Genomic DNA, 22,247 nt, shown 5'->3' with positions numbered 1-22,247 from the left:
GGAAGAAAGCCCGGGCGCGCGATGCGCATCACGACAGGTGATGCACCTCCTGAAGGCCGTAAACGGGGGTCTCGAGCCCCTCCAGACGGGCTTTCAATTGCAGGGCGAGGTAGAGCGAATAGTGGCGCGATTGGTGCAGGTTGCCGCCCATGAACCAAAGGTGTTCCTGTTGGGTCGGTTTCCACATATTGCGCTGTTCGCCTTCCCACGGGCCGGGGTCCTTGGTGGTGTCGGAGCCGAGGCCCCAGACCTTGCCGATCTTATCCGCGACCTCCGGGCTGATCAGATCCGCGGCCCAGCCGTTCATCGATCCGAACCCGGTGGCCAGCACAACGAGATCGGCGGGCAGGCGGGTGCCATCGGTCAAAACGACCGCGTCTTCTTCGAAATGATCGACGCCGCCTTTGGCGAGTTTGACCTCTCCGTCGATGATCAACTGGCTGGCGCCCACGTCGATGTAATAGCCGGAGCCGCGTCGCAGGTATTTCATGAACAGGCCCGACCCGTCATCGCCCCAGTCGAGATCGAAGCCGGCGTTTTCCAGACCCTTGTAGAACTCCGCGTCGCGTTCGCGCATCTGGTCGTAGAGCGGGATCTGGAATTCATGCATGATCTTGTAGGGCAGGGAGGCAAAGATCATGTCGGCCTTTTCGGTTGTCACCCCGTTGGCGACCGCCTCTTCGGAATAAAGCGCACCGAGGCCGATCTCCATCAGACTGTCCGAGCGCACGATATGGGTCGAGGAGCGTTGGACCATCGTCACATCGGCATCGCCCTCCCAAAGCGCGGCACAGATGTCATGCGCGGAGTTGTTCGAGCCGATGACGACGACCTTTTTGCCGGCCCAGTCATCGGGCCCCTCATGCTGCGAGGAATGCTGGATCGTCCCCTTGAAGCGCTCCATGCCGGGAAATTGCGGCATGTTCGGTTTGCCCGACATGCCCGTGGCAAGCACAAGCTGGGTAGGGCGCAGCGTGACCTCTTCGCCGTCGCGGTTGACCTTGACCTCCCAAGTGCCGGAGGCCTCGTCATAGCTCGCTTTCTGGACTTCGGAGCGGGACCAGAAATTGATCTCCATGACCTTGGTGTACATCTCCAGCCAGTCGCCGACCTTGTCCTTCGGCGTGAACACCGGCCAGTTGTCGGGGAACTTGATGTAGGGCAGGTGGTCGTACCAGATCGGATCGTGCAGGCAGAGCGACTTGTAGCGCGAGCGCCATTGGTCGCCGGGGCGGTCATGTTTGTCCAGCACGATGGCCGGGACGCCCAATTGACGCAGCCGTGCACCAAGCGCGATGCCGCCCTGACCACCGCCGATGATGACGACGTAGGGCTGGGTGCCATAGCCCAGATCGGCCTCCTCCGCCTCACGGCGTTCTTTCCACGAGCTGCGGTTCTTTTTGGCGCCATGCTCTGCGCCCATCGGGCGGCGTTTGCCTCGGTTTTCCTCGAACCCCTTGAGCTCTTGCAGGGCGGTCAGCAACGTCCAAATCCGACCGTCGCGCATCCGCATCAACCCCCAACCACGCCCGGTCGCGGTTTCGAATGTGAGCCAAGCCGTGATGACGCCGTCCTCCTCGGCGGGCATCTCGCCTGACTGAATCTCAAACTTGCCCGGACGGGTGTGGTCAAGCTGACTGCGCAGCATATCCGCCACGCCCTCGGGGCCTTCGACCGTCTTCAGGTTCCAACTGACCGCAACGAGATCGCGCCAATAGCTGTCGGTCGCGAACAGCCCCGCGGCGCGGTCGATATCGCCGCCCTCCAATGCGGCGTTCAGGCTGTCCAGAAGCTCCTGAGTCTGGGTGGTGGTTGAACTGTCGAGCATCGCAACTCCTCCTCTGTGCGTGTGTTCAGAAGAAGTATGGGGTGCGAAAATTGCGGCGATCTACGTGCGCGATGGCCATGGATGACAGAAAAACAATCGTTGCAGCGCAGCATGTTGCGCGCGCAACGCCTGTGCAACATCTCACTCGGGCGGGCGCAACCCGGCGGCCCGCATCCGGCGCAGGATGGTCGAGCGGTTGACCCCGAAACGGCGCGCGGCGCGGGCCATGTTCCAGTCGCAGGCGACCAGAACCTGCTCCAGCGAGTCCCATGGGTTTGTCGAGGCGGGCGACCCGTCGGCAGGGTCGGCCACGACCGGATGGGGCAGGTCGGGCAGGTCGATCACCGTGCCGACGCAGAGCGCGGCGGCGGTGTCGAGTACCTGTTCAAGCTCGCGGATATTGCCCGGCCAGGTGCGTCCCATCAGTTCGGCCCGCGCCGAGGGCGACAGGCGGATCGTTTCGGCGGTGTGGCGGCGCAGATGGCGCGACATCAGCCAGTCGAGATCGCGTCGCATTCGGAGTGGGGGCACGGTGAGATTACAGCCCGCCAATCGGTGAAACAGCGTGCGGGGCAAGGCGATGCGGGCCGGATCGAGACAGCTTGTCGAAAGCGTGCGCAGATCGGGCCTGCGGTCGAGCAATCCGCTCAGGGCGATGGCGGTCTCTTCGCTCAACTCCTCGATCCGACGCAGCAAAAGCGTCGTCAGGCTCACCGGGTCGAGGGAGAGATCGGCGATGTCCTTGGGACGCAGTGTGGCGCATTCGAGGCTCATGAACCCTTGCGCTTTGCTCATCATATGGATCGCGCGGGCGAGTTTGGTTTTTCCGGTGCCGGTCTCGCCGGTGATCAAAAGCGGTACGGTGGAAGGGGCCAGCCGTTCGGCTTGTTCCAAAAGACGGGCCATGTTCGGGTCGCCGCCGGTCAGCCCGGCCAGCGCGCCACCGAGTGTTCCACTCAGTGCGCCTTTCTGTGCACCGGCCAGTGTCCCGGCCAGTGTCCCGGTCTGCCGTGCCCCGTGGCGGGTCTGATGCGGGGCCTTGGGCGCGATGGCATGGCCGAACAGCGCTCCGCCGTCACGCATCTCGATCACCCGCTCCTCGGTGGGGCGGTCGCGCATCAGATCCGGCAGGTCATCGACGCTTACGCTCAGAACCTCGTCGATCCGACGCCCGAGAATCTGTCCCGTTTCGGGGAACAATTGGCGCGCCGCGCGGGTATAGCCCAGCACCCGTCCCGAGCCGTCCAGCCGCACGGCGGCCTCGGGATCGACGTCCAGGAATTCCGGGCTGGAGGACAGGCGCAACACCCAGTCACGCGGGCTTTCGGCCATCAGATTGGCCATTTCGACGCGGCGCGCGGCGGAGGTGACGAGGCTCATCGCCAGATTCTGGCTGCTTTTGGGGGTGGGAGAGCGCAAAAGTGAAATGTCGAGCACGGCGGCCAATTGTCCGAGACTGTCAAAGATCGGCGCGGCCGTGCAGGACAGCGCCACATGGGCATTGCCGAAATGGTCGTCCTGATGCACGGTCACCGGTTCTTGCGTGACGATACAGGCGCCAACGCCGCAGGTTCCGGCGAGATCCTCGGACCAGTTCGATCCGAGATAAAGCCCGGCGCTGCGCAGGTCCTCGGTGAACAGGTCGTCGCCGAAGTAATCGACGCAGACACCCTCGGCATTTGTCAGCAGCAGCACGTAGTTTTGGCCGGCGACCTGGCGAAACAGAGATTGCAGCCCCGAGCGTGCCGCCGCGATCATCCATTCGGCCTGCTTGCGGTGATCGCGCAACTCGGTCTCTGTGACAATATGCGCCGGGTCGGTGCGCATCGGGTCCATACCATAGACCTCGACACAACGCCGCCAGGAGGCGGAGACAATACTGTCCCGCCCGGTCTGGCCGCCCTCGAGCACCTGCCCGATCTCTTCGACATGGCGTGCGTGTTTCATCGCTTTTTTGATGACGCGCCTTGCGTGGCGCGCCTCCTCCCGGCGGGAGTGTAGCACAGGATGCGTGCAAGCCCAGAGGGGACAATGGTCGAAGATCCCGTGCGAAGCGGGCCAGATTACGCCAGCATCTCTCTCAGCGATTGGGCCACACCTCTGCCTGAGTCTCCCGTGGCAGAGATTTGTTTGAAAAGGCACAGGGGATGTAAAGAACTCCGGCAAGCGCGATGTTGGGTTGCATCTTGACGCTTTTTTCCGCCATATGCGCAATAAATCTGCAATCCGATGCAGTTTTTCGCAGCTAAAGTGCTTTTCCTCAGGTCTTCATGAGGGCCTTCGAAATGCATCATGTGACGCCAGACGGGCGCGTCGGAGTGGGTCTTGCAACGGGCGCCGGAGCGCGCTCTTCTTTTAACTGTCTGGGAGGACATCTATGACATCCTTTATCAAAGCGGCAGCATTCGCTGCGGCAACTCTTACTGCGCTTCCGGCCATGGCGGATATTGATCCCGTTAACCTGCGTCTGGCGCATGTGGTCAACGAACAGGACGCCTATCACACCGCCGCCGTGAAATTTCAGGAACTGGTCTCCGAGCGCTCCGATGGCGCGATCACCGTCGAGATTTTCCCGAACGCCACGCTGGGCGACGAGCGCACTTTGCTTGAGGGCATGCAAATCGGCACGGTTGACATGGGCGTCATCACCAACGGTCCTGTCGCGAACTTCCTCGAAGATATCGCCGTTTTCGAATTGCCGTTCCTCTTCCCCTCTCCCGAAGCGGCCTACAGCGTCCTTGATGGGGAAATCGGCCAGGAGCTTTTGGGTCGCCTCGAAGAGGTCAACCTCAAAGGTCTCGCCTATGCCGAGCGCGGGTTCCGCAACCTGACCAATTCGAAGCGCCCGGTGAACTCGCCTGCCGATCTCGACGGGCTGCGCATCCGCGTGATGGAAAACCCGGTCTATATCGACAGCTTCCGTGAACTGGGGGCCGACGCGATCCCGATGGCCTGGACCGAGGCACTGACCGGCATGCAGCAAAACACCATCGACGGCCAGGAAAACCCGGTCGGTGTGGTCTATTCCTTCAAGCTGAACGAAACCCAGACCAACATGACCATGACGCGTCACACCTACGCGCCGGCGCTCTTTGTGATGGGCATGCCGAAATGGAACCAGCTCTCTGAAGAGGCGCAGGACATCATCGCTGCTGCGGCACAAGAGGCGGCCGAATACGAGCGCGCGCTCAACGCCGAGCTTGAAGAAGAGCAACTGGCCGCCCTCAAAGACGCGGGCATGAATGTGGTCGAAGATGCGGACCTCGCGGCCTTCTCCGCCGCTGTGCAGCCGGTCTATGACAAATACGGCGAGAAATTCGGCGACTATCTGCCGCGCATCCAAGAGGCGCTGAAGTAAGATGCTCAAAGGGCTGGCGTGGCTGGACAGACTGGTGGGGACGCTCCTCAAACCCGTGGTGTTTGCGGGTATGGCGGGGCTGACGGCGGTGATCACGCTTCAGATCGTGTCGCGGGTGTTCTTCACCTCGGTGAGCTGGACAGAAGAGGTCGCAAGATTTCTGCTGATCTGGATCACCTTTCTCGGCGCTGCGCTGGCCTATCAACAGGGGCGGCATATCGCGGTCACGGTTCTGCGTGACAACCTGCCGCCCGCGTTGCGCCGGGTCGTTTCCGGCGCGGCGGTTCTGGTCACGATTGTGTTCCTCCTGACGCTGGCCAAAATCGGTTGGCAATATATGAACATGCAAAGTTTTCAAAAATCGCCCTCATTGCGGCTCAGCATGACCTATGTCTATGCCGTCATGCCTTTTGCCGCGCTGATCATGGCGGGGTTGTCGGTGATCGACCTGATCCGGCTTTTGGCCGGAGAGCCGATGCGCGAAACGCACAGTGAAATCGACACCGATTTGGAACATGAACTGGCCGGGAATGCCGCAACACCTTCGGGGAGATCGTAACATGAGCCTCGTGCTTGCCGGCCTTTTCCTTCTTTTCCTGCTCTTGGGCATTCCGGTTGCCATCGTGATCGGCGCGGCGACCATGAGCGCACTCAATCTCTCCGGCGTGCCCTTGATGGTCGTGCCGCAACAGATGTTCTCCGGCATCAACTCCTTTGCGCTTGTCGCCGTGCCGATGTTCGTACTTGCGGGCGATGTCATGGCACAGGGTGAAATTTCCAAACGTCTCGTCGCCTTTGCCGACAGCATGTTCGGCTTTATCAAAGGCGGCCTCTCCATCGTTTCCGTGCTTGCGGGCATGTTCTTTGCCGCAATCTCCGGATCGGGCGCGGCCACCACCGCCGCTGTCGGGGCCAGCCTTGTGCCTGAACTGAAACGCAAAGGCTATGATCCGGCTTCTGCCGCCTCTCTCATTGCCGCCTCGGGTACTATTGGCGTGGTGATCCCCCCCTCTGTGCCGATGATCATCTATGCCGTGATCGCGCAGGAATCCGTGCGGGAACTGTTCCTAAACGGCTTTATCCCCGGCATCGCCATGGGGATCGGTCTGATCTTTATCGCCCTCATTCAAGGCCACCGCCGCGCCTATCCGCGCGGGACCGCGTTCAACCTCAAAACCATTGGCCGCACCTTTCTTTCGGCCAGCTGGGGGCTAATGGCGCCGCTGATCATTCTCGGCGGGATATTTTCGGGCATTTTCACCCCGTCCGAAGCCGCCGTCATCGCGGTGGACTACGCCATCCTCGTGTCGCTTTTCATCTACCGCGACCTGACCCTGAAACAGCTTTATCGCATCATCATCCGTGCAGGCGTCACCACCTCCGTCATCATGTTCGTGATTGCGGCCTCCTCGATCCTGAGCTGGACGCTGTCAAGCTGGCAGGTGCCGAACCAGATCGCCACTGCGGCACTGTCCTTGTCCTCCAATACCTATGTGCTGTTGCTTCTCGTCATGGCGGTGATCCTTGTGGCGGGCGTCTTCCTTGAAACCGCCTCTGCCCTGATCATCCTGACCCCGATGCTCCTGCCTCTCGCGGCGCAGCTCGGTTTGAGCACTGTGCATTTCGGCATCATCATTGTGGTCGGTCTGGCCATTGGCATGGTCACGCCGCCCGTCGCCATCAACCTCTTTGTCGCCTCCACAACGGCACGCCTGCCGATCGAACGCATCGCCCGCGCGGTTCTGCCCTATCTCGGAATGCTGTTGTTTGTGTATCTCATGATCGCCTTCGTGCCGATCCTGATCTGAAGCCGTACGTTTTGCCTCTGCCGCCCCCGTATCGCGCCGTCCCCGATGTGGGGCGCTTACGGTTGTCACGACGGAACGGTGTTGTCACGTTTGCGGGGCTGAGATTGCCGGCCGGTTAATCTCGGCGTAAGCGCTGTCGATGCAGACAGAGAAAATCAACGATAAAGGCCACACTTTCCGCACCGGATCATGTCTCATGTTGTCTGGCTCTACGCGTGGTCGACCAACGCGGCGTTGTTCTTGAGGACACCCCTCAATCGAGGCGAGACAAGCGCGCTGAAAACAGTCACCTCCCATTTCGAAAACGAGAGCCAACAATGCAGCGCTTCCGATTTTCGGGGGGATTGCAGCGTTTCGTCTCCATGCAGTCTGCAACCCGCAATCGTTTCTCTAGCCCTGTGCCCGCCGTTCCGCCCTTACTGTCCGCCACCATCGGGTCGAAACATTCGATGCGTGGAAATCCTATGCAAACGTCGCTTAATGTCCCAACAGCACCAATCGCTCAAACTGGCCAGTTAATGTGACAGCACCATCGACGGAGTACGCGAGCGCGTCCGCAGTGCCTCCGAACGCGTACACGCCGCTACTTTGCAGGCAGGGAAAGCGTCGCGATTCTGTTCGGAAGTCCCGAAGATGCTGCGGCCCTGGCTCATGCTGCGGTGTCGGAGGCAGTAGGGGACGCTTTCCCCTCGGCTGCCCTCCGTGCCAGCCTCAATTAAACATGCCGCGTGAGCGTCTATGCAGGGCGCTGGCGCGACGGTGATGCGAATTTATTTTACGGTGTGTCGAAGGTCAGTTGAACCTTGACGGCCTGACCTCGATCCAGGGCCAGCGACATCGCTTCGTTGGCCCGCTCGACTGGTAGGCTATGGGTGACAATCGGTGCGAGATTCATTTGCCGCGCGTTAATCAAGGCGACGGCTTCGCCGAATTCCCTGTCGAAACGGTGCGTTCCGATCAGGCTTAGCTCTTTCGCGACCAGCATGTTGAAAGGCACGTTTGTGTCACCCATTACGCCGACCTGCACGATGGTGCCAAGCGGACGGGTACAGGCAATCGCCGCGCGCAGCGCAGGGGCCGCCGCGGAGCATTCGAAACAAAGATCGAACTGACCCTTTTCCGCTTCGTATTTCTGCAATCCGTCCGGCGTGGTGCGGGTGTTGATCACACGCGTTGCGCCGACCTTTTCAGCGACCGTTAGAGTTTTGTCTTGAAGGTCGGTTGCCACGATCTCACACGCGTCGAAATGATTTGCGAGCGCAGTACACAGTGCCCCGATCGGACCGGCGCCCGTCACCAGAACGCGCTTGCCCGCCAAGGGGCCCGCAACGTCGATGGCGCGCGTCACGGCGCGGCAGCAAACGGCAAGCGGTTCGGCGAGTGCCGCTTCCGCCATCGGCACATGCGCCTCAATCTTATAGCATTGGGCTGCCCCGATCGCGAGACGATCGCGGAAGAAACCCTGTTCGTGAGGCAGGAACATCGCCGAGCCCTTGAAACGCATGTTCAGGCAGTGTTGGTGGGCGCCTTCTGTGCAAAAGCGGCACGTACCACAGGGATGGGATGGGTTGATGGCGACTCGGTCGCCAGGTGCCAAATCCTCGACCCCCTCACCAAGGGACACGATCGTTCCAGCGGCCTCGTGCCCGATGATGATCGGCTCGCGCACGCGGATCGTTCCGATCCCGCCATCGGTGAAATAATGCATGTCAGAGCCGCAGATGCCGCCGGCACCGATCGCGACGACGACTTCACCCGGGCCTGCCAGCGGCTCTTCGCCGGTCTCGACGCGTAAGTCTTTCTGACCGTGCAGCCGCACAATGCGAATGTTCTTTGACGTCATCGATAGCCTCTTTCTCAGCAAAGTTTCGACAATCTTCCATACTAGTCAACATAAAGGCAAGCTGATATAAAGTTTAGCGGTAAAAGACAACGCGAGGCGGGGCAGGTTGCGCCGGCACGCATAGAAGAGGAGATTGCAATGCGTCAGACTTGGCGTTGGTTCGGTCCGAAGGATCGGGTGAGTATTGACGACATGATGCAAGCGGGAGTCGAGGGCGTCGTTTCGGCGTTGCATCATGTCCCGACCGGCGCAGTCTGGAGCCCGGAGGAAATTGCACAGCGGCACCGTGAGATCGCGACGCGCGCGGACGGTCGCGCTTCGTCGCTGCGTTGGGAAGTCGTGGAGTCGCTGCCGGTTTCCGAAGATATCAAGAAGCAGAAGGGTGACTGGCGCGCACATCTCGATGCATGGAAACTGTCCATGCGGCATTTGCGGGACTCCGGGATTGAAGTGATCTGCTACAACTTCATGCCGGTGTTGGACTGGACCCGCACCGATCTCGCATGGGAGCGTCCCAACGGCGCGCGCTGCATGCGCTTCGATTTGATTGATTTCGCAGCTTTCGATATTCACGTGCTTCAGCGCAAAGGGGCTGCGGAAAGCTTTCCTGAAGACATCGCCGCCGCCGCCGCGGAGCGCTTCGCACAGATGAGTGATGCGCGCCGGACTGCGCTGGCGGAAAACGTCGTGTACGGTCTGCCCGGTGCTGCGGAAACTTTCACGCTGGAACATGTCAAACTGCATCTGGCGGAATATGACAATATCTCGCAAGATCGGCTGCAATCGCATATGATAGATTTCCTGTCAGAGGTTGCGCCGCTTGCCGAGCGCCTTGGCATGCGTCTGTGTTGCCACCCCGACGATCCGCCTTTCCCGTTGCTGGGGTTGCCGCGGATTGCGTCGAGCGAGGCGCATTACCGCAAGATTCTTGATGCGGTCGACCTGCCTGCCAATGGCGTGACGCTTTGCACGGGCAGCCTTGGCGCGCGCCCGGATAACGATCCGGTCAAGATTTTCGAGGCACTCGCGGATCGCGTTCACTTTTTGCATTTGCGTAACGTCGCGATTGAAGGCGATGCAGTGATGAACTCCTTTTACGAGGACGAGCATCTGTCCGGCCATACAGATATGGTGGCGATGGTACGTGCGATCGTGTGCGAGGAGCGCCGGCGCCGCGCGGCGGGGCGCGCGGATTGGTCGATTCCCTTTCGACCCGATCACGGTCAGGATATCCTTGATGATATCGGGCGCGAGGCACAGCCAGGCTATCCGGCGATTGGTCGCCTCAAGGGATTGGCCGAGCTGCGTGGTCTATACCGGAGCTTCGAGCATCGCCTGGGAGGTCTGCAATGAGTCGTCTCGAAACGCTTGATGCCGTCCCGCAATCGTTGCGTCCGGTCTATTGCCCGTCCGAACATGGCATCGGGATCGTGCATTTGGGGCTTGGCGCGTTTCACAAGGCGCATCAGGCCGCATTGACCGACACGGCTTTGGCAAAGGCGGGTGGCGACTGGCGTATCCTCGGGGTGTCGCTGCGTTCGCCCCGCGCGGCAGAGCAATTGCATCCGCAAAACGGGCTCTACACGTTGATTGCAAAAGGGGCGGACGGCGTCGAGGCGCAGGTGATCGGGGCGATCGCGGACGCGATCTGCGCGGCGGATGATCCCGGACCGGCTTTGGCAGCAATGGCCGCGCCCGAGACGCGAATCGTCTCTTTGACGGTGACGGAAAAAGCCTACGGGCTGGACCGAAGCGGTTTGTGTTGCGACCAGACGCATCCTGCGGTGGCTGCTGATTTGGTGACCCCAAGGGCCCCGCATGGCGTTCTGGGTCTTCTGTGCGAGGCACTTCGTCGGCGGCGCGAGGCCGGGCTTGATCCGTTCACGGTGCTTTGCTGCGATAACTTGCCGGAGAATGGCAAGATTCTGCGCGGGGCGGTGGTCGATTTCGCGCGCCGGATCGATCCCGAACTTGCTGGCTGGATCGCGGAGAACGTCGCCTTTCCTTCGACGATGGTCGATCGGATTACGCCAGCGGCCACGCCAGCCACGCTGCTTGAGGCAGAGACCTTGATTGGCTGCGAAGATCGTGCGGCGGTAGAAACCGAAAGCTTCTGCCAATGGGTGATCGAGGATGACTTTCCGCAAGGTCGCCCTGCCTGGCATGAGGCGGGCGTGATTTTCGCCAAGGATGTGGCGCCCTTTGAGGCCATGAAGTTGCGGATGCTGAATGGCAGCCACTCGCTTTTGGCCTATGCGGGGTTCCATGCGGGCCATGCCTATGTACGCGATGTGATGCGTGACCCGGCCCTTGTGGCGCTGATCCAGAGGCATCTGGTGGCAGCCGCCGCGACCTTGCCGCCGATTGCCGGGATTGATCTTGAGGGTTACGGTCACAATCTGATCCGGCGTTTTGAAAACCCCAATATCGCCCATGAGACCTTCCAGATTGCGATGGATGGCTCGGAAAAGATGCCGCAACGCATTTTTGCCCCGGCGCTCGATGCGCTCGGGCAGGGGCAAGCACTGCGTCCCTTTGCTTTTGCGACGGCCGTGTGGGCGCGCCACCTGAGCAAGGCGACCCATGATTGCGCGGCTTACGAACTGCGCGATCCGCGTGCCGAGGCCTTGTCGGACCTGGCACAGGGCAAGACTGCGGCGCAGATTGTGGCCGCACTGCGCGCGGCGTCTTTTGTGCCCGTCGCGCTGGGGGCGAGCGATGCGTTTTGGGGCGAAGTCGAGCCGCTGCTTGAATGCATGTTGCAAAGGCCGATGCGAGAGGTTCTCGCAGCAGAGGCTGCGCGCGCTACTGAAAACGGAAGCACATGATGAAGCGTTTTCTTGCAATTGGCGAATGTATGTTGGAGCTCTCCGCCGCGGGCGAGGCGCTTTGGCAGATGGGGATCGCAGGCGATACGCTTAACACCGCATGGTATGCACGCGCGTGCTTGTCAGATGATTGGGCGGTGGCCTATGGCACGAAGATTGGCAATGACGTGTTTTCGCAGCGCGTGCCACGTTTCCTAAAAGAGGCAGGAATCGAAACGGATCGGCTCGCATATCATCCCTCACGCGCGGTCGGGCTCTATGCGATTACGCTGGATAAGGGCGAGCGCAGCTTTACCTATTGGCGTGACACGTCCGCGGCGCGGACCCTTGCGGATGATCCCGTTCAGCTGCGGGCAATGGCGCAAGACGCTCACGTCATTCATGTGTCCGGCATTACCTTGGCGATCCTGCCGCCGGAGGGGCGCGATGCACTACTGGCAGAACTGGCACGCCGTCGTGCGGAAGGCTGTGTCACGGTGCTTGACCCGAATGTCCGGCCGAAGCTCTGGCCCGATATGAAAACCGCGGCAGAGAGCCTGACTGCGGCAGCGCATGTTTCGCAAATCGTCCTGCCGAGTTTCGATGACGAGCAGATGTGCTTTGGTGACGCCGATCCGGGCGAGACGCTGGATCGCTATCTCAATGCAGGAGCGCAGACCGTCGTCGTGAAAAACGGTGGTGGGGATATTGTCGTGGGCCATGAAGGCCGCACGCACCGGTTTGATGGGCTCACACGTGTTACGCCGATAGATACCACGGGCGCTGGCGACAGTTTCAACGGTGCTTTCATCGCGCGCCTGGCGATGGGGGCAAGCCTGTCGGATGCGGTGGCCACAGGTCATCGGATCGCAATGCAGGTTGTTCGTCACCGCGGAGCTCTGATGCCGCACTCGGAGTTGCGCACCGCGTCGTCGTCCTAGGTGGGCCACGAGAGTGAGGCAGTAGGTTGTTAATATATTTTGACATTCTACCATACAAGTGATGTTATGTTTCTGGGAAGGAGGGGGGAGGAGGCGCGATTCCTGCTCCCCAGTCAGTCCGAATTAAGAGTTAGGTCCGCGGCGCCGGACAAAGGGAGGAAGATATGAAATTTACGAAAACGCTCTTGCAAGGTGCGGGGCTCTTGGCTGGCGGCGTGTTGCTCGCGGGGCAGGCTTTCGCAGCGGAGGGTCTGGCGACCGGCGATACCAGCGGCAAGCGGATCGCGTTCAGCAATTCATATGCCGGGAATTCTTTTCGGCAAGTGATGATCAAAGACTTTGAGCGGATGGCCCAGAAAGCCGTCGATGACGGTACGATTGCTGGCTTCACCACTGTGTCTGCAAATAACAACGTCACCGAACAGGCGGGGCAAATCCAGAACCTGATTTTGCAAGGCTACGATGCGATCGTCGTGCTGGCGGGTTCGGATACCGCGCTGAACGGTGCGATTAAAGAAGCCTGCAACGCGGGGATTGCCGTTGTTGCTGTCGCCAGCGGCGTGACCGAACCTTGCGCCTATACGGTTGATTTCAATCTCGACAGCTATGCCAAAGCGGAACTCGATTTCGTGCAGTCGAAGCTGGGCGACAAGCCCGCCAATATCCTCGAAATCCGCGGTATAGCCGGCGACGGTTTTGATAGACGCCTGCATGAGGGCGTCGAAAAGGCGATGGACGAGCATCCGACCTATAAAAGCGTGGGGGAAGTGTACGGCCAGTGGACCGGCACAGTGGCACAAAAAGAAGTGGCCGGTATCCTGCCCTCGCTCGACAAGGTCGATGCTGTGCTGACACAAGGTGGCGACGGCTATGGCGCGATGCAGGCCTTCATAGCCGCCGGTCGCAAAATTCCGATCATCATCATGGGCAATCGTCAAGACGAGTTGCAGGCATGGAAAGATCAGCACGAAGCAACCGGGTACGAGACCTTCTCGCTTGGTGCAACCCCCAGTGCGTCGCAAGTGGCATTCTGGACCGCGCAGCAAATTCTCGCCGGCAAGGACGTGCCCGATTTCGTCGAAGTGCCGCTGCTTGAAGTGCATCAGGGCAATCTTGACGCCTGGCTGAGCCAAGTGCCCGAAGGTGGGGTGCTCGACGCGGATTACGATCAGAAAATCGTTGGCAAGATCATCGATGCCAATATCAACGGGACCGAATTGCCCCGCATCACGGCTCCGAACTGATCCTGAGATGAAAATGCAGCAGGTGACACAAAACTCCACGCCAGGGATGGAGGCTTCGGCCTCCGTCTTTCTGGCAGGGCAGGGGCTGAGCAAAAGCTACGGTGCAGTTCAGGCCCTGCGCGAAACCAATTTCCATCTGGCCAAAGGCGAGGTGGTCGGTCTGATCGGTCATAACGGCGCGGGTAAATCGACATTGATCAATGTGCTGACAGGAACGGTCGCGCGAAGTGGCGGCACATTCGAAGTCAGCGCCAAACCAGTCGATACCTGGAGCGCGATCGAGGCGCGCGAAAGTGGCCTGCGCTGTGTCTTTCAGGAATTGTCGCTTTGTCCGAACCTGTCGGCGGTAGAGAACACGCGCCTGCTGCACCCTGCACTCAAGGGCTTTGGCTGGAAACGGCGGGCCCGGCAGATCATCGGCGATGCCCTGGAGACGATCTTCCCCAACTCCGGCATCGACATTAAACGGCCGATTGGGGAGCTCCCCCTCGGCGAGCGTCAGATGATTGAGATCGCCCGCGGGTTCACTGAGACGGAAACGCCGGTGCGCGCGATCATCCTTGACGAACCGACCTCTTCGCTTGGTCCCGAAGCGACGCGCCAGTTGCTGGAGCATATACAGCGCGCCTCCGGCCAGGGCATCGCCGTGATCCTCGTGACGCACCGCCTTGGCGAGATCCTTGCGACCGCACATCGTGTGGTGACGATGAAAGACGGTCAGGTGATTTCTAGTCAAATCAATGAAAATCTGAGCCGGGCCACCCTCGTGGCTGCGATGGGCGATATCGAACCCGAGGGCCGCGAGCGCCGCAGGTCTGTCGCGCGCGAGACGGTCGTGTTTACTCATTCCAGCGGCATGGGAGACCATGACATCACGCTCCATCAAGGCGAAATCGTCGGCTTGGCCGGTCTGGACGGGCATGGTCAACGAGAGCGTCTGCGTGCGCTGTTCGATGCGGCGCAGGCGCGCGGCATTCCCGTTGCCTTCGTGGCGGGGGATCGGGTGACCGAAGGCGTCTTCGGCCTGTGGTCCATTCGCGACAATCTTACGCTCCGCTCGCTCAACGCGTTGTCTCGCGGCGGCATCGTGCTGCCCGAAGCAGCGGATGGTCTGGCGCAAAGCTGGTTCGACCGCCTCAAGGTGCGAGCGCCGGGCATTGAAACCCCGCTTCTGAGCCTTTCGGGCGGCAACCAGCAAAAGGTTCTCTTTGCCCGCGCTTTGGCATCGGATGCCAAACTGATCATTCTCGACGATCCGATGCGTGGCGTTGATGTCGGCACCAAGCACGAGGTCTATGCGCTGATCCGCGCCGAGGCCGAGGCTGGGCGCAGTTTTCTGTGGTATTCGACCGAGACCGAGGAATTCGAGAATTGCGACCGCGTCCATGTGTTCCGCGAAGGCCGGTCGGAGACTGTTCTCGATGGGGCGCAGATCGAACCAAGTATAATTCTCGAATCATCTTTCGGAGGGCTCGATGGCTGAGAAACGGTTTCACCTTTCCCATGGGCTGTTGCAATTACTGCTTCCTGCCGGGGCTCTGATTATAATGCTGGGTGCAATTTTCTACGTCCAGCCCAACGCGATGAGTTATTTCGGCTTTACCTTGCTGTTCAAACTTTCCGCGCCGCTGGTTCTCGCCGCGCTTGCGCAGATGATGTTGATCCTGCTGGGCGACATTGATCTGTCAAACGGTGCCTATGTCGGGATGATCACTTGCGTCACCGCGGTTTGGCTCGATAGCGCGCCGATGATCGCCATTCTCGGTTATCTCGCAGTGATTGCGGCTTTCGTGATGATGGGCTGGTTTACGCATGAGCGCGAACTGCCTTCGATCATCGTGACGCTAGGGGCGTCTTTCATCTGGCTCGGTATCGCGATCACCGTGCTGCCCTCGCCCGGCGGAACGGTTCCCGGCTGGCTGATAGCCTTCACCGGGTGGAAGCCGCCGCTGCTGCCGCTGCCGATTTGGGTGGCGTTGATCGCAGGCGGTTTGGCGCAATGGCTTTTGATGCATACCAGCTTCGGCACCCTTTTGCGGGCCACGGGAGGCAATGCGCGTGCGGTGCAGAAGGCGGGCTGGTCTTTGATCAAGCTGCGGATCGCGATCTACGCAATCGCCGCGGTGCTGATGCTCGGAGCGGGGGTGCTGCTTTCGGGGATGATCACCTCGGGTGACCCCAATGTCGCCCCGTCCTACACGCTTTTGACCATCGGCGCAGTGATCGTGGGGGGCGGTTCTTTCGTCGGGGGGCGTGTTTCGCCCATCGGTACGGTGCTGGGGGCGCTGACTTTGGCGCTTGCCGGGTCGTTTCTCAGCTTCATGCATGTACCGGCCACGTGGCAGATCGGTGCGCAAGGCGCGATCCTGTTTCTTGTGCTCGCAGGCCGGGTTCTGATTGATCGTAGGAGGCTCGCATGAGCGCTTTTTCTCGTCTTGCCCCTTGGACCTACGGGTTCATCGCAGCCATCGTGATCCTGATCATCATGATGATCGCGAATGGTGTCGGGAGCCTTGGCTCCGTATTGTCCGCAGCGCTGATCTTTGCCGCGATTTCGGTCGTCGTCGCGAGTGGGCAGATGTTCGTCATCGCGACCGGTCCAGGCAATATCGACCTGTCGGTCCCCGCTGTGCTGACGCTTTCGGCCTACACCGCCATGACAGCGGCGGCGGCGAGCGGCGGGTTGGCGCTTGTGGGGCTCGCTGCCGCGTTGGGTACGGGCATGGTCGCGGGCGCGCTGAACTATGGCGCAATCCTCGCGCTGCGTCTGCCGCCGATCATCGCGACACTCGCGTGGAGCTTTGTCTTCCAGAGCGTCGCATTCAACTTCGGCGGGGAAGCCACTCTCAAGCCACCGGCCGCGCTGGCCGCCTTCACCTCAACCCGGTTCGCAGGGATACAGATCATGCCGATCTGCATCATGGGTCTAACGGCGCTTGCCGCATTGATCCTGACTCGGGGCATCTGGGGGCGACGCGTCCTTGCCGTGGGCCAGAGTGAGGCCGCCGCACATTTCGCTGGCATCAACGTCAAGCGCGTCCGTCTGATTTCTTACGTTATATGCGGCGGCGCGGCGGGGCTGGCCGGGTATCTTCTGGCAGGGTTCACCGGCGGCGCGGCCCTCAATATGGGGGATACCTATCTGATGGAGGCGATTGCGATCGTCGCTTTGGGCGGAACCTCGATCGCAGGGGGGCAAGCCAATGCGATTGGAATTTGGGGGGCTGCGATGTTCTTCAACCTGATGGGGACGATGCTGAATACCTTCCAGTTCCAGGCCGGAATGCGTTTCATCATCATGGGCGTGCTGATCATCGCGATCGTTGCTATCGTGCCCAAACCGAAGGTGAGGTAATTCGCGATGTCTGACGAAACCCTTATTGATCTGACCCATCCTTTAGACAACGGAATGCCGGTCTGGCCGGGCCATCCCGAGTTTGAGCAGATCAGCATCGCGAATTTCGAAGACGGGGATATTTCGTGCAACCACTCTTTGAGGATGTCCGAACATTCAGGCACCCATCTCGATGCTCCCGCGCATTTCGTGCCGGGTGGGATGCCGATCGATGAGGTGCCGCTGACAAGGTTCTTCGGTCCGCTTTCAGTCATCTCCGCCACGGATCTCGCGCCCGATACAGAATTGCCTGCTGCGCGCATCGAAGCCTTCGAAGCTGCCTATGGTATCTTGCCCGAGGGCGGAGCGGTGATGTTCCATTTCGGGTGGGATCGCTTTTGGGCACATCCTGAAGACGGCGAGAAATTTCTGCGTGATTGGCCCGGCCTGTCAAAAGCGGCAGCAGAACTGTTGGCGCAGCGCAGGGTCAGTCTGGTCGGATGTGACTGCATGTCGATCGATCGGTTTTCGACCACAGAATTTCCTGCCCACCGCATTCTTCTGGGAGAGGGGATCATGGTAGGCGAGAATTTTGCGCGCTTGGGCGATCTGCCGCCGCAGTGCCGTCTCTCGGCGCTGCCCTTGAAGATCAAGGGCGGTTCGGGCGCGCCTCTGCGTGCGGTCGCACATCTCGACAAGGGGCAGGGGGCTGAGTGATGCTTTTGATGGTGGCAGGGCAAATCCCGCGCTAAACTTGGGGTTGTCAAAGCGCACAGAATAGGCGCATTGGATGGATGGAATGTATCAGGATACGATTAAGACGGTAGAACTCAATTTAGGCATCGCTGTGGGGCCGCAGGTCACCGCAGTGCTGCGTGAGCTGATCGTGCACAATGCCATCGTTCCGGGTGAGCGCCTCTCCGAGGCCGACATTAGCCAGCATTTCGGCGTGTCGCGCCAACCCGTGCGTGAAGCTTTTATCAAACTTGCAGAAGAAGGCCTGCTTGAAATCCGCCCTCAGCGGGGTTCCTTCGTGCGCAAGGTCTCCCTTGAAGCAGTGCTGGACGCGCGGTTCGTGCGCGAGGCGGTCGAAGCCGATATCGTGAGACTCTGCGCCTCCGTGCCGCGTCCGGGCCTCGTGCAGGAGTTGCGAGAGCAATTGGATGCACAGCGCAAGTGCCTCGCCGCTGGCGGCGATGAATTTGTGCCGCTCGATGATCTGTTTCATCGCACTTTGGCCGAAGCGGCGGGCCATCCAAACGCGTGGGCGGTGATCGAAGGCCTCAAAAGTCAGCTCGACCGGGTGCGCCACTTCGCAATTGCGCAATTTCCACTCGAACACTTGGTGGATCAGCATGCGGCCGTGGTAGATGCCATCGAGATGCGTGATGCACAAGCGGCTGAGGCTGTGATGCGAAACCACCTCCGACGCATTCTGTCGGACCTGCCTGCAATCCGCGAGAAATTCGGCGCATATTTCGAAGCGCATTGAGTTTCGCCAGAGAAATTAAAGCGTTTCGACTTTAACTTGATCTATCACATAAAGTCGAAACGCCCGCTCCGCTTGGACGTTGCACCGCGTTTCTGCTCAAACCCTGATTCAGGTTTAAGTCGAAACGCTTTAGGCCCGCAAGATCCCGATCAAATATGACAAGCGGCTCTATAAATGCCGCAACAGGATCGAGATCATGTTCGGAAGGCTCGGTTCGAAATCGTAAGGTCGCGCCCTTCAGTCAATTCGGTGAGGTCAAGCTCATTGAAACCAGTTCGGAGATGCGCCGAGCTGTCGCTTGAAGGTCTGGCAAAAGCTCCTCTGCGCGCTCGCGTGTCATGCGCTGCGGGATGGAGGAGATGCTCATCGCCAGATAGGCAGTGCCACGCGGGTTCGGCACGGGGACGGTCAGGCCCGCCACGCCGATGAATGTAACATCCCGCGCCCAGCCATATCCGTTCTTGCGCACGCGTTCTACCTCATTTCGAAGCCCGTCTGGTGTGGCTTCGCCGAAGAGCTTTTTATCCCTCATGGCCCGCGAGATAACGTCCTCTGCCTCGTCTTCTGGCATGGAGGCTAGAAGGGAACGGCCGGAGTGGCTGGAGACCAGATGCAGCGTGTGATTTGCGGACACCACATGGGTGCGGATCGGGTAGGCGCCTTCGCAACGTAGCAGGTAATGCGCGAAGTCGCCGGTTCGCATCGACAGGTACACGGTGTCGCCGCACTGATCGGCCAGAGCCTGCACGAGGGGGCGCAGACGAGACGGATCGCCGACAGGGCTCGGCGCGTTCAGGCCGAGTTCATACATCATGGAAGACAGGCGATAGCGTCGGTTCGAGGTTCGCTCGACAAAGCGTTCTGCAGTCAGGGTGGAAAGGATGCGGTGGACGGTCGGGCGGCTGAGATTCGAACGCTCCGTCATGTCGATAAGCCGTGCGCCGCGGGGGCCGTAACGCCCGAGCTCACGCAGAATCAGACAGGTGCGTTCGACAACCTGACTTTTGCTGCTTTTGTCTTTGTGATCTTCCATATCGGCTGTCCTTAAAGACCGTTATCCGGACTTGTAGTGCGGTTTTGACTGCGATGCATAGCTTAGGCTTGCAATTTTGTCTCGTTTAAACAAGCCATATCGCTGTTGTTGAAAGTCAAAATATTGGACTTTGAAACTTGAGTGCAATGGAGAGAGCGTATGAACAAGAGGTTTGAGGGGCAGGTCGCTGTCATAACCGGAGGCGCGCGCGGCATCGGTCGCGCAGTGGCGGAGCGGTTGGTTTCGGAGGGCGCGGAGATCGCGATTTGGGATCTTAAGGGCGCAGCGGAGGCGGCGGCGGATCTGGGTGAAAAGGTGCGGGGTTTCGATGTGGATGTCTCTGATGAGGTCTCCGTTGCGGCTGCTCGGGACGCGACAGAGGGGGCGCTTGGTAAGATTGATATTCTGGTGACAGCCGCCGGGATCACTGGTCCGACCCATGCGGTGCAGGGGCACGATTATACCTCTTGGCGGCAGGTGCTTGATATCCATCTCGGTGGTGTCTTCCTGTGCGCGCGCGCGGTTCTCGATGGGATGGTCGAGCGCAATTACGGGCGGATCGTTACGGTGGCCTCAGTTGCGGGCAAGGAGGGGAATCCCAACGCGTCGAGCTATTCTGCCGCGAAATCGGGGATCATCGGTTTCACGAAGTCGCTCGGCAAAGAGCTGGCCATGACCGAGGTGAGGGCCAATTGCTTTGCACCGGGTCTGATCAAGACGCCGCTTATGGAGCAGCTTCCCCCGGAACAGGTCGAGTTTTCTTTGTCGCGAATCCCGCAGGGCCGCTTTGGCACTGTTGAGGAGTGCGCGGCGATGATTTCATTCATGGTCAGTCCGGAGTGCTCGTTCAATTCGGGCGCAGTGTTCGATATGTCTGGTGGCCGAGCGACATATTGAGTCCACTAAACGGACTTATAGAGCATCTTTCCTCCGAGTTTGGTGTTGAAAAGTTCGGGGGAGGGAAACGCATAAATATTTATTTTGTAATAATAAATATATCTGGGTGGAATTTTGTGCCGCGACAATCTGTCAAAAAAATTATATTTAGTCCGCATTGTGGACTAACGACGTTGACCATTTTGAGCGAGTTTTCCAGCATAGCAGCACGGAGGAGCACACGGCCCAAACGCACAGATGAGAAGGGGTCGCGTGCCTTGGCTTCGGCCAATTGGAGAAACATAGGTGATCCATTCAGGACAGTCGCCCGGAGGGGTGCATCTTCGCGCATATGTGGGGCCTGTAATGGTGAGCTTTCGGGAGGACTACATGAAGAAATCATTCGCTCTTTTTGCATCCGCATGCGCCATTTATGCATCCGGGGCCTTTGCTGAGGACACGTTCAAATACGCCATGATCGATCCGTTCTCGGGACCGGCTGCGATGGTGACGGAACGTATCGAAAAAGTGCTGCGCTATTCCGTCGATGAAGTGAACGCCGCTGGCGGTCTGAACGGTCAGCAGATCGAAGTGCTGACCTTCGACAACAAAATGTCGGCGCAGGAGACCGCCATTCAGGCGCAGAAAGCGATCGACGCCGGTGCGCGCATTCTGCAGACCTCGGTGTCTTCTTCGAACACTTTCGCGCTGGTGGATTTCGTCAAGAAACACAATCGCCGTAACCCGGACGATCAGGTCATCGTCTTTGACGGTGCTTCCCACGATCCGGCGATCACCGGTAAAAAGTGCAGCTACTACAGCTTTTCCTGGGTGTTGGATGCGGACATGAAAACCGCGGGCCTCGCGCATTACCTCACTGAGCGTCCGGACATCACCAAAGTGTATCTCTTGAACGCCGAAGGGTCTTCTGGCCAGACCTCGCGCCAGTCGCTCCTCGACATGGTGTCCGAAGCACGCCCGGATATTGAATGGGTCGGCGACGACACGCACCCGCTTCAGAAAATCACGGATTTCACGCCCTACATTGCCAAGATCAAAGCGTCCGGCGCGCAGGCGGTTCTGACCTCTGACTGGGGTGCCGATCTTGCGCTCGTGCTCAAGGCTGCGGGCGAAGCTGGCCTCGGCGCGGAATGGTACACGTTCTTTTCCACCGGTCCGGGCGCGCCGACTGCGATGGCGCAGGCTGGGCTTGATGGTCTGGTGTACTCGGTCTTTGACGGGGACGCAGGGATCGACAACGCGGGGTTGCATCAGTTCGAGACCGAGTTCCGTGAGGTTGCCGGGATTTCTGCGAGCCCCTTCCCGGGGGACACGTCCGCGATGCGCGCGCTGGCCATGGCTGCGGAGAAAGCCGGATCGAACGATGTGGATGCTCTGATCAATGCGCTTGAGGGCACGACCTTTGAGACGATCTTCGGCGCCTCCGCGACGGTGCGTCCGGAAAACCACCAGATCACCACACAGATGTCGATTTCCAAATTCGCGCCGGTGGAAGAGGGTGGCCTTGATGAAGAGGGCACCGGTTGGGGTTGGCACAATGTGGCGCTTATTCCGGCGGATGTGATTACGCTTCCGTCAACCTGCGAGATGAAGCGCCCGTAAGAATTTGAGGAGGGAGGCATGGGGCAACGACCCCATGCCTCGCCTGCCGCATCGGCAGGC

General features: G+C 59.9%; 18 protein-coding genes and 2 pseudogenes. 16 read left to right on the top strand and 4 right to left on the bottom strand.

Annotated features, from left to right (window positions below):
- Nucleotides 1–28: 28 nt before the first annotated feature.
- Complete coding sequence (locus tag ACYBHZ_RS11130; RefSeq protein ID WP_460274353.1) at nt 29–1,828, bottom strand: NAD(P)-binding domain-containing protein; 1,800 nt, start codon at nt 1,826–1,828, stop codon at nt 29–31.
- 141 nt (nt 1,829–1,969) lie between these two features.
- The gene (locus ACYBHZ_RS11125; protein ID WP_460274352.1) at nt 1,970–3,775 is read right to left on the bottom strand and encodes a sigma-54-dependent Fis family transcriptional regulator; all 1,806 of its coding nucleotides are present in this window, start codon (nt 3,773–3,775) and stop codon (nt 1,970–1,972) included.
- Between the two features lie 430 nt (nt 3,776–4,205).
- On the opposite strand from ACYBHZ_RS11125, the gene ACYBHZ_RS11120 reads away from it, so the two are divergent.
- From ACYBHZ_RS11120 to ACYBHZ_RS11105, 4 genes and pseudogenes are all read left to right on the top strand, one after another.
- On the top strand, nt 4,206–5,186 hold the full coding sequence (locus tag ACYBHZ_RS11120; protein WP_460274351.1) for a TRAP transporter substrate-binding protein: 981 nt from the start codon (nt 4,206–4,208) through the stop codon (nt 5,184–5,186).
- 1 nt (nt 5,187) lies between these two features.
- Nucleotides 5,188–5,745 carry a TRAP transporter small permease gene (locus ACYBHZ_RS11115; RefSeq protein WP_460274350.1) on the top strand — a complete coding sequence of 186 codons (558 nt, stop codon included), beginning with the start codon at nt 5,188–5,190 and terminating at the stop codon, nt 5,743–5,745.
- Between the two features lies 1 nt (nt 5,746).
- Nucleotides 5,747–6,994, top strand: a complete 1,248-nt coding sequence (locus ACYBHZ_RS11110) for a TRAP transporter large permease (protein WP_460274349.1) — start codon at nt 5,747–5,749, stop codon at nt 6,992–6,994.
- A 212-nt stretch (nt 6,995–7,206) separates the two neighbouring features.
- Nucleotides 7,207–7,475 (top strand): annotated as a pseudogene (locus ACYBHZ_RS11105) (IS6 family transposase); the annotation flags it as partial.
- Nucleotides 7,476–7,769: 294 nt separating this feature from the next.
- Here the strand turns inward: ACYBHZ_RS11105 and ACYBHZ_RS11100 are convergent.
- On the bottom strand, nt 7,770–8,837 hold the full coding sequence (locus ACYBHZ_RS11100; RefSeq protein WP_460274348.1) for an L-idonate 5-dehydrogenase: 1,068 nt from the start codon (nt 8,835–8,837) through the stop codon (nt 7,770–7,772).
- 138 nt (nt 8,838–8,975) lie between these two features.
- Here ACYBHZ_RS11100 and uxuA point away from each other — a divergent pair, with 138 nt between their 5' ends.
- From uxuA to ACYBHZ_RS11050, 10 genes and pseudogenes are all read left to right on the top strand, one after another.
- The gene (uxuA, locus tag ACYBHZ_RS11095; RefSeq protein ID WP_460274347.1) at nt 8,976–10,190 is read left to right on the top strand and encodes a mannonate dehydratase; all 1,215 of its coding nucleotides are present in this window, start codon (nt 8,976–8,978) and stop codon (nt 10,188–10,190) included.
- Nucleotides 10,187–11,665 carry a mannitol dehydrogenase family protein gene (locus ACYBHZ_RS11090; protein ID WP_460274346.1) on the top strand — a complete coding sequence of 493 codons (1,479 nt, stop codon included), beginning with the start codon at nt 10,187–10,189 and terminating at the stop codon, nt 11,663–11,665. The genes uxuA and ACYBHZ_RS11090 overlap by 4 nt, the downstream gene beginning before the upstream one ends.
- On the top strand, nt 11,662–12,585 hold the full coding sequence (locus ACYBHZ_RS11085; protein ID WP_460274345.1) for a sugar kinase: 924 nt from the start codon (nt 11,662–11,664) through the stop codon (nt 12,583–12,585). Before ACYBHZ_RS11090 ends, ACYBHZ_RS11085 begins: the two co-directional genes overlap by 4 nt.
- Before the next feature lie 164 nt (nt 12,586–12,749).
- Nucleotides 12,750–13,829, top strand: coding sequence for a substrate-binding domain-containing protein (locus tag ACYBHZ_RS11080; protein WP_460274344.1), 1,080 nt, complete (start codon nt 12,750–12,752; stop codon nt 13,827–13,829).
- 7 nt (nt 13,830–13,836) lie between these two features.
- On the top strand, nt 13,837–15,312 hold the full coding sequence (locus ACYBHZ_RS11075) for an ATP-binding cassette domain-containing protein (RefSeq protein WP_460274343.1): 1,476 nt from the start codon (nt 13,837–13,839) through the stop codon (nt 15,310–15,312).
- On the top strand, nt 15,305–16,249 hold the full coding sequence (locus tag ACYBHZ_RS11070; protein WP_460274342.1) for an ABC transporter permease: 945 nt from the start codon (nt 15,305–15,307) through the stop codon (nt 16,247–16,249). The genes ACYBHZ_RS11075 and ACYBHZ_RS11070 overlap by 8 nt, the downstream gene beginning before the upstream one ends.
- The gene (locus ACYBHZ_RS11065; RefSeq protein WP_460274341.1) at nt 16,246–17,184 is read left to right on the top strand and encodes an ABC transporter permease; all 939 of its coding nucleotides are present in this window, start codon (nt 16,246–16,248) and stop codon (nt 17,182–17,184) included. Before ACYBHZ_RS11070 ends, ACYBHZ_RS11065 begins: the two co-directional genes overlap by 4 nt.
- A 6-nt stretch (nt 17,185–17,190) precedes the next feature.
- A complete protein-coding gene (locus ACYBHZ_RS11060; RefSeq protein ID WP_460274340.1) occupies nt 17,191–17,880 on the top strand; it encodes a cyclase family protein in 690 nt (229 codons plus the stop codon).
- 73 nt (nt 17,881–17,953) lie between these two features.
- The gene (locus ACYBHZ_RS11055; protein WP_460274339.1) at nt 17,954–18,655 is read left to right on the top strand and encodes a GntR family transcriptional regulator; all 702 of its coding nucleotides are present in this window, start codon (nt 17,954–17,956) and stop codon (nt 18,653–18,655) included.
- Between the two features lie 133 nt (nt 18,656–18,788).
- A pseudogene (locus ACYBHZ_RS11050) lies at nt 18,789–18,866 on the top strand (IS5/IS1182 family transposase); the annotation flags it as partial.
- Between the two features lie 30 nt (nt 18,867–18,896).
- Here the strand turns inward: ACYBHZ_RS11050 and ACYBHZ_RS11045 are convergent.
- Entirely contained in the window at nt 18,897–19,688 is a 792-nt protein-coding gene (locus tag ACYBHZ_RS11045) for an IclR family transcriptional regulator (RefSeq protein WP_460274338.1), read from the bottom strand.
- A gap of 159 nt (nt 19,689–19,847) precedes the next feature.
- Between ACYBHZ_RS11045 and ACYBHZ_RS11040 the strand changes: the two genes are divergently transcribed.
- Both ACYBHZ_RS11040 and ACYBHZ_RS11035 read left to right on the top strand, forming a co-directional pair.
- Complete coding sequence (locus ACYBHZ_RS11040) at nt 19,848–20,585, top strand: SDR family NAD(P)-dependent oxidoreductase (RefSeq protein ID WP_460274337.1); 738 nt, start codon at nt 19,848–19,850, stop codon at nt 20,583–20,585.
- Nucleotides 20,586–20,954: 369 nt separating this feature from the next.
- Nucleotides 20,955–22,187 (top strand): branched-chain amino acid ABC transporter substrate-binding protein, encoded by a 1,233-nt coding sequence (locus ACYBHZ_RS11035; RefSeq protein ID WP_460274336.1) that lies wholly within the window; start codon nt 20,955–20,957, stop codon nt 22,185–22,187.
- The last annotated feature ends 60 nt before the right edge of the window (nt 22,188–22,247 follow it).

It is taken from the genome of Celeribacter sp. ULVN23_4 (assembly GCF_054788345.1).
Note: the sequence above shows the minus strand (reverse complement) of the source record. Positions and strands in the feature narration are given on the sequence as shown.

Excerpts from the sequence above, each read along its gene's own strand:
- ACYBHZ_RS11120 (WP_460274351.1), top strand. The coding sequence starts at position 4,206 with ATGACATCCTTTATCAAAGCGGCAGCATTCGCTGCGGCAACTCTTACT.
- ACYBHZ_RS11110 (WP_460274349.1), top strand. The coding sequence starts at position 5,747 with ATGAGCCTCGTGCTTGCCGGCCTTTTCCTTCTTTTCCTGCTCTTGGGC.
- ACYBHZ_RS11065 (WP_460274341.1), top strand. The coding sequence starts at position 16,246 with ATGAGCGCTTTTTCTCGTCTTGCCCCTTGGACCTACGGGTTCATCGCA.
- ACYBHZ_RS11085 (WP_460274345.1), top strand. The coding sequence starts at position 11,662 with ATGATGAAGCGTTTTCTTGCAATTGGCGAATGTATGTTGGAGCTCTCC.
- ACYBHZ_RS11075 (WP_460274343.1), top strand. The coding sequence starts at position 13,837 with ATGAAAATGCAGCAGGTGACACAAAACTCCACGCCAGGGATGGAGGCT.
- ACYBHZ_RS11070 (WP_460274342.1), top strand. The coding sequence starts at position 15,305 with ATGGCTGAGAAACGGTTTCACCTTTCCCATGGGCTGTTGCAATTACTG.
- ACYBHZ_RS11090 (WP_460274346.1), top strand. The coding sequence starts at position 10,187 with ATGAGTCGTCTCGAAACGCTTGATGCCGTCCCGCAATCGTTGCGTCCG.
- ACYBHZ_RS11045 (WP_460274338.1), bottom strand. The coding sequence starts at position 19,688 with ATGGAAGATCACAAAGACAAAAGCAGCAAAAGTCAGGTTGTCGAACGC.
- ACYBHZ_RS11130 (WP_460274353.1), bottom strand. The coding sequence starts at position 1,828 with ATGCTCGACAGTTCAACCACCACCCAGACTCAGGAGCTTCTGGACAGC.
- ACYBHZ_RS11100 (WP_460274348.1), bottom strand. The coding sequence starts at position 8,837 with ATGACGTCAAAGAACATTCGCATTGTGCGGCTGCACGGTCAGAAAGAC.
- ACYBHZ_RS11055 (WP_460274339.1), top strand. The coding sequence starts at position 17,954 with ATGGATGGAATGTATCAGGATACGATTAAGACGGTAGAACTCAATTTA.
- ACYBHZ_RS11125 (WP_460274352.1), bottom strand. The coding sequence starts at position 3,775 with ATGAAACACGCACGCCATGTCGAAGAGATCGGGCAGGTGCTCGAGGGC.
- ACYBHZ_RS11080 (WP_460274344.1), top strand. The coding sequence starts at position 12,750 with ATGAAATTTACGAAAACGCTCTTGCAAGGTGCGGGGCTCTTGGCTGGC.
- uxuA (WP_460274347.1), top strand. The coding sequence starts at position 8,976 with ATGCGTCAGACTTGGCGTTGGTTCGGTCCGAAGGATCGGGTGAGTATT.
- ACYBHZ_RS11035 (WP_460274336.1), top strand. The coding sequence starts at position 20,955 with ATGAAGAAATCATTCGCTCTTTTTGCATCCGCATGCGCCATTTATGCA.
- ACYBHZ_RS11115 (WP_460274350.1), top strand. The coding sequence starts at position 5,188 with ATGCTCAAAGGGCTGGCGTGGCTGGACAGACTGGTGGGGACGCTCCTC.
- ACYBHZ_RS11040 (WP_460274337.1), top strand. The coding sequence starts at position 19,848 with ATGAACAAGAGGTTTGAGGGGCAGGTCGCTGTCATAACCGGAGGCGCG.
- ACYBHZ_RS11060 (WP_460274340.1), top strand. The coding sequence starts at position 17,191 with ATGTCTGACGAAACCCTTATTGATCTGACCCATCCTTTAGACAACGGA.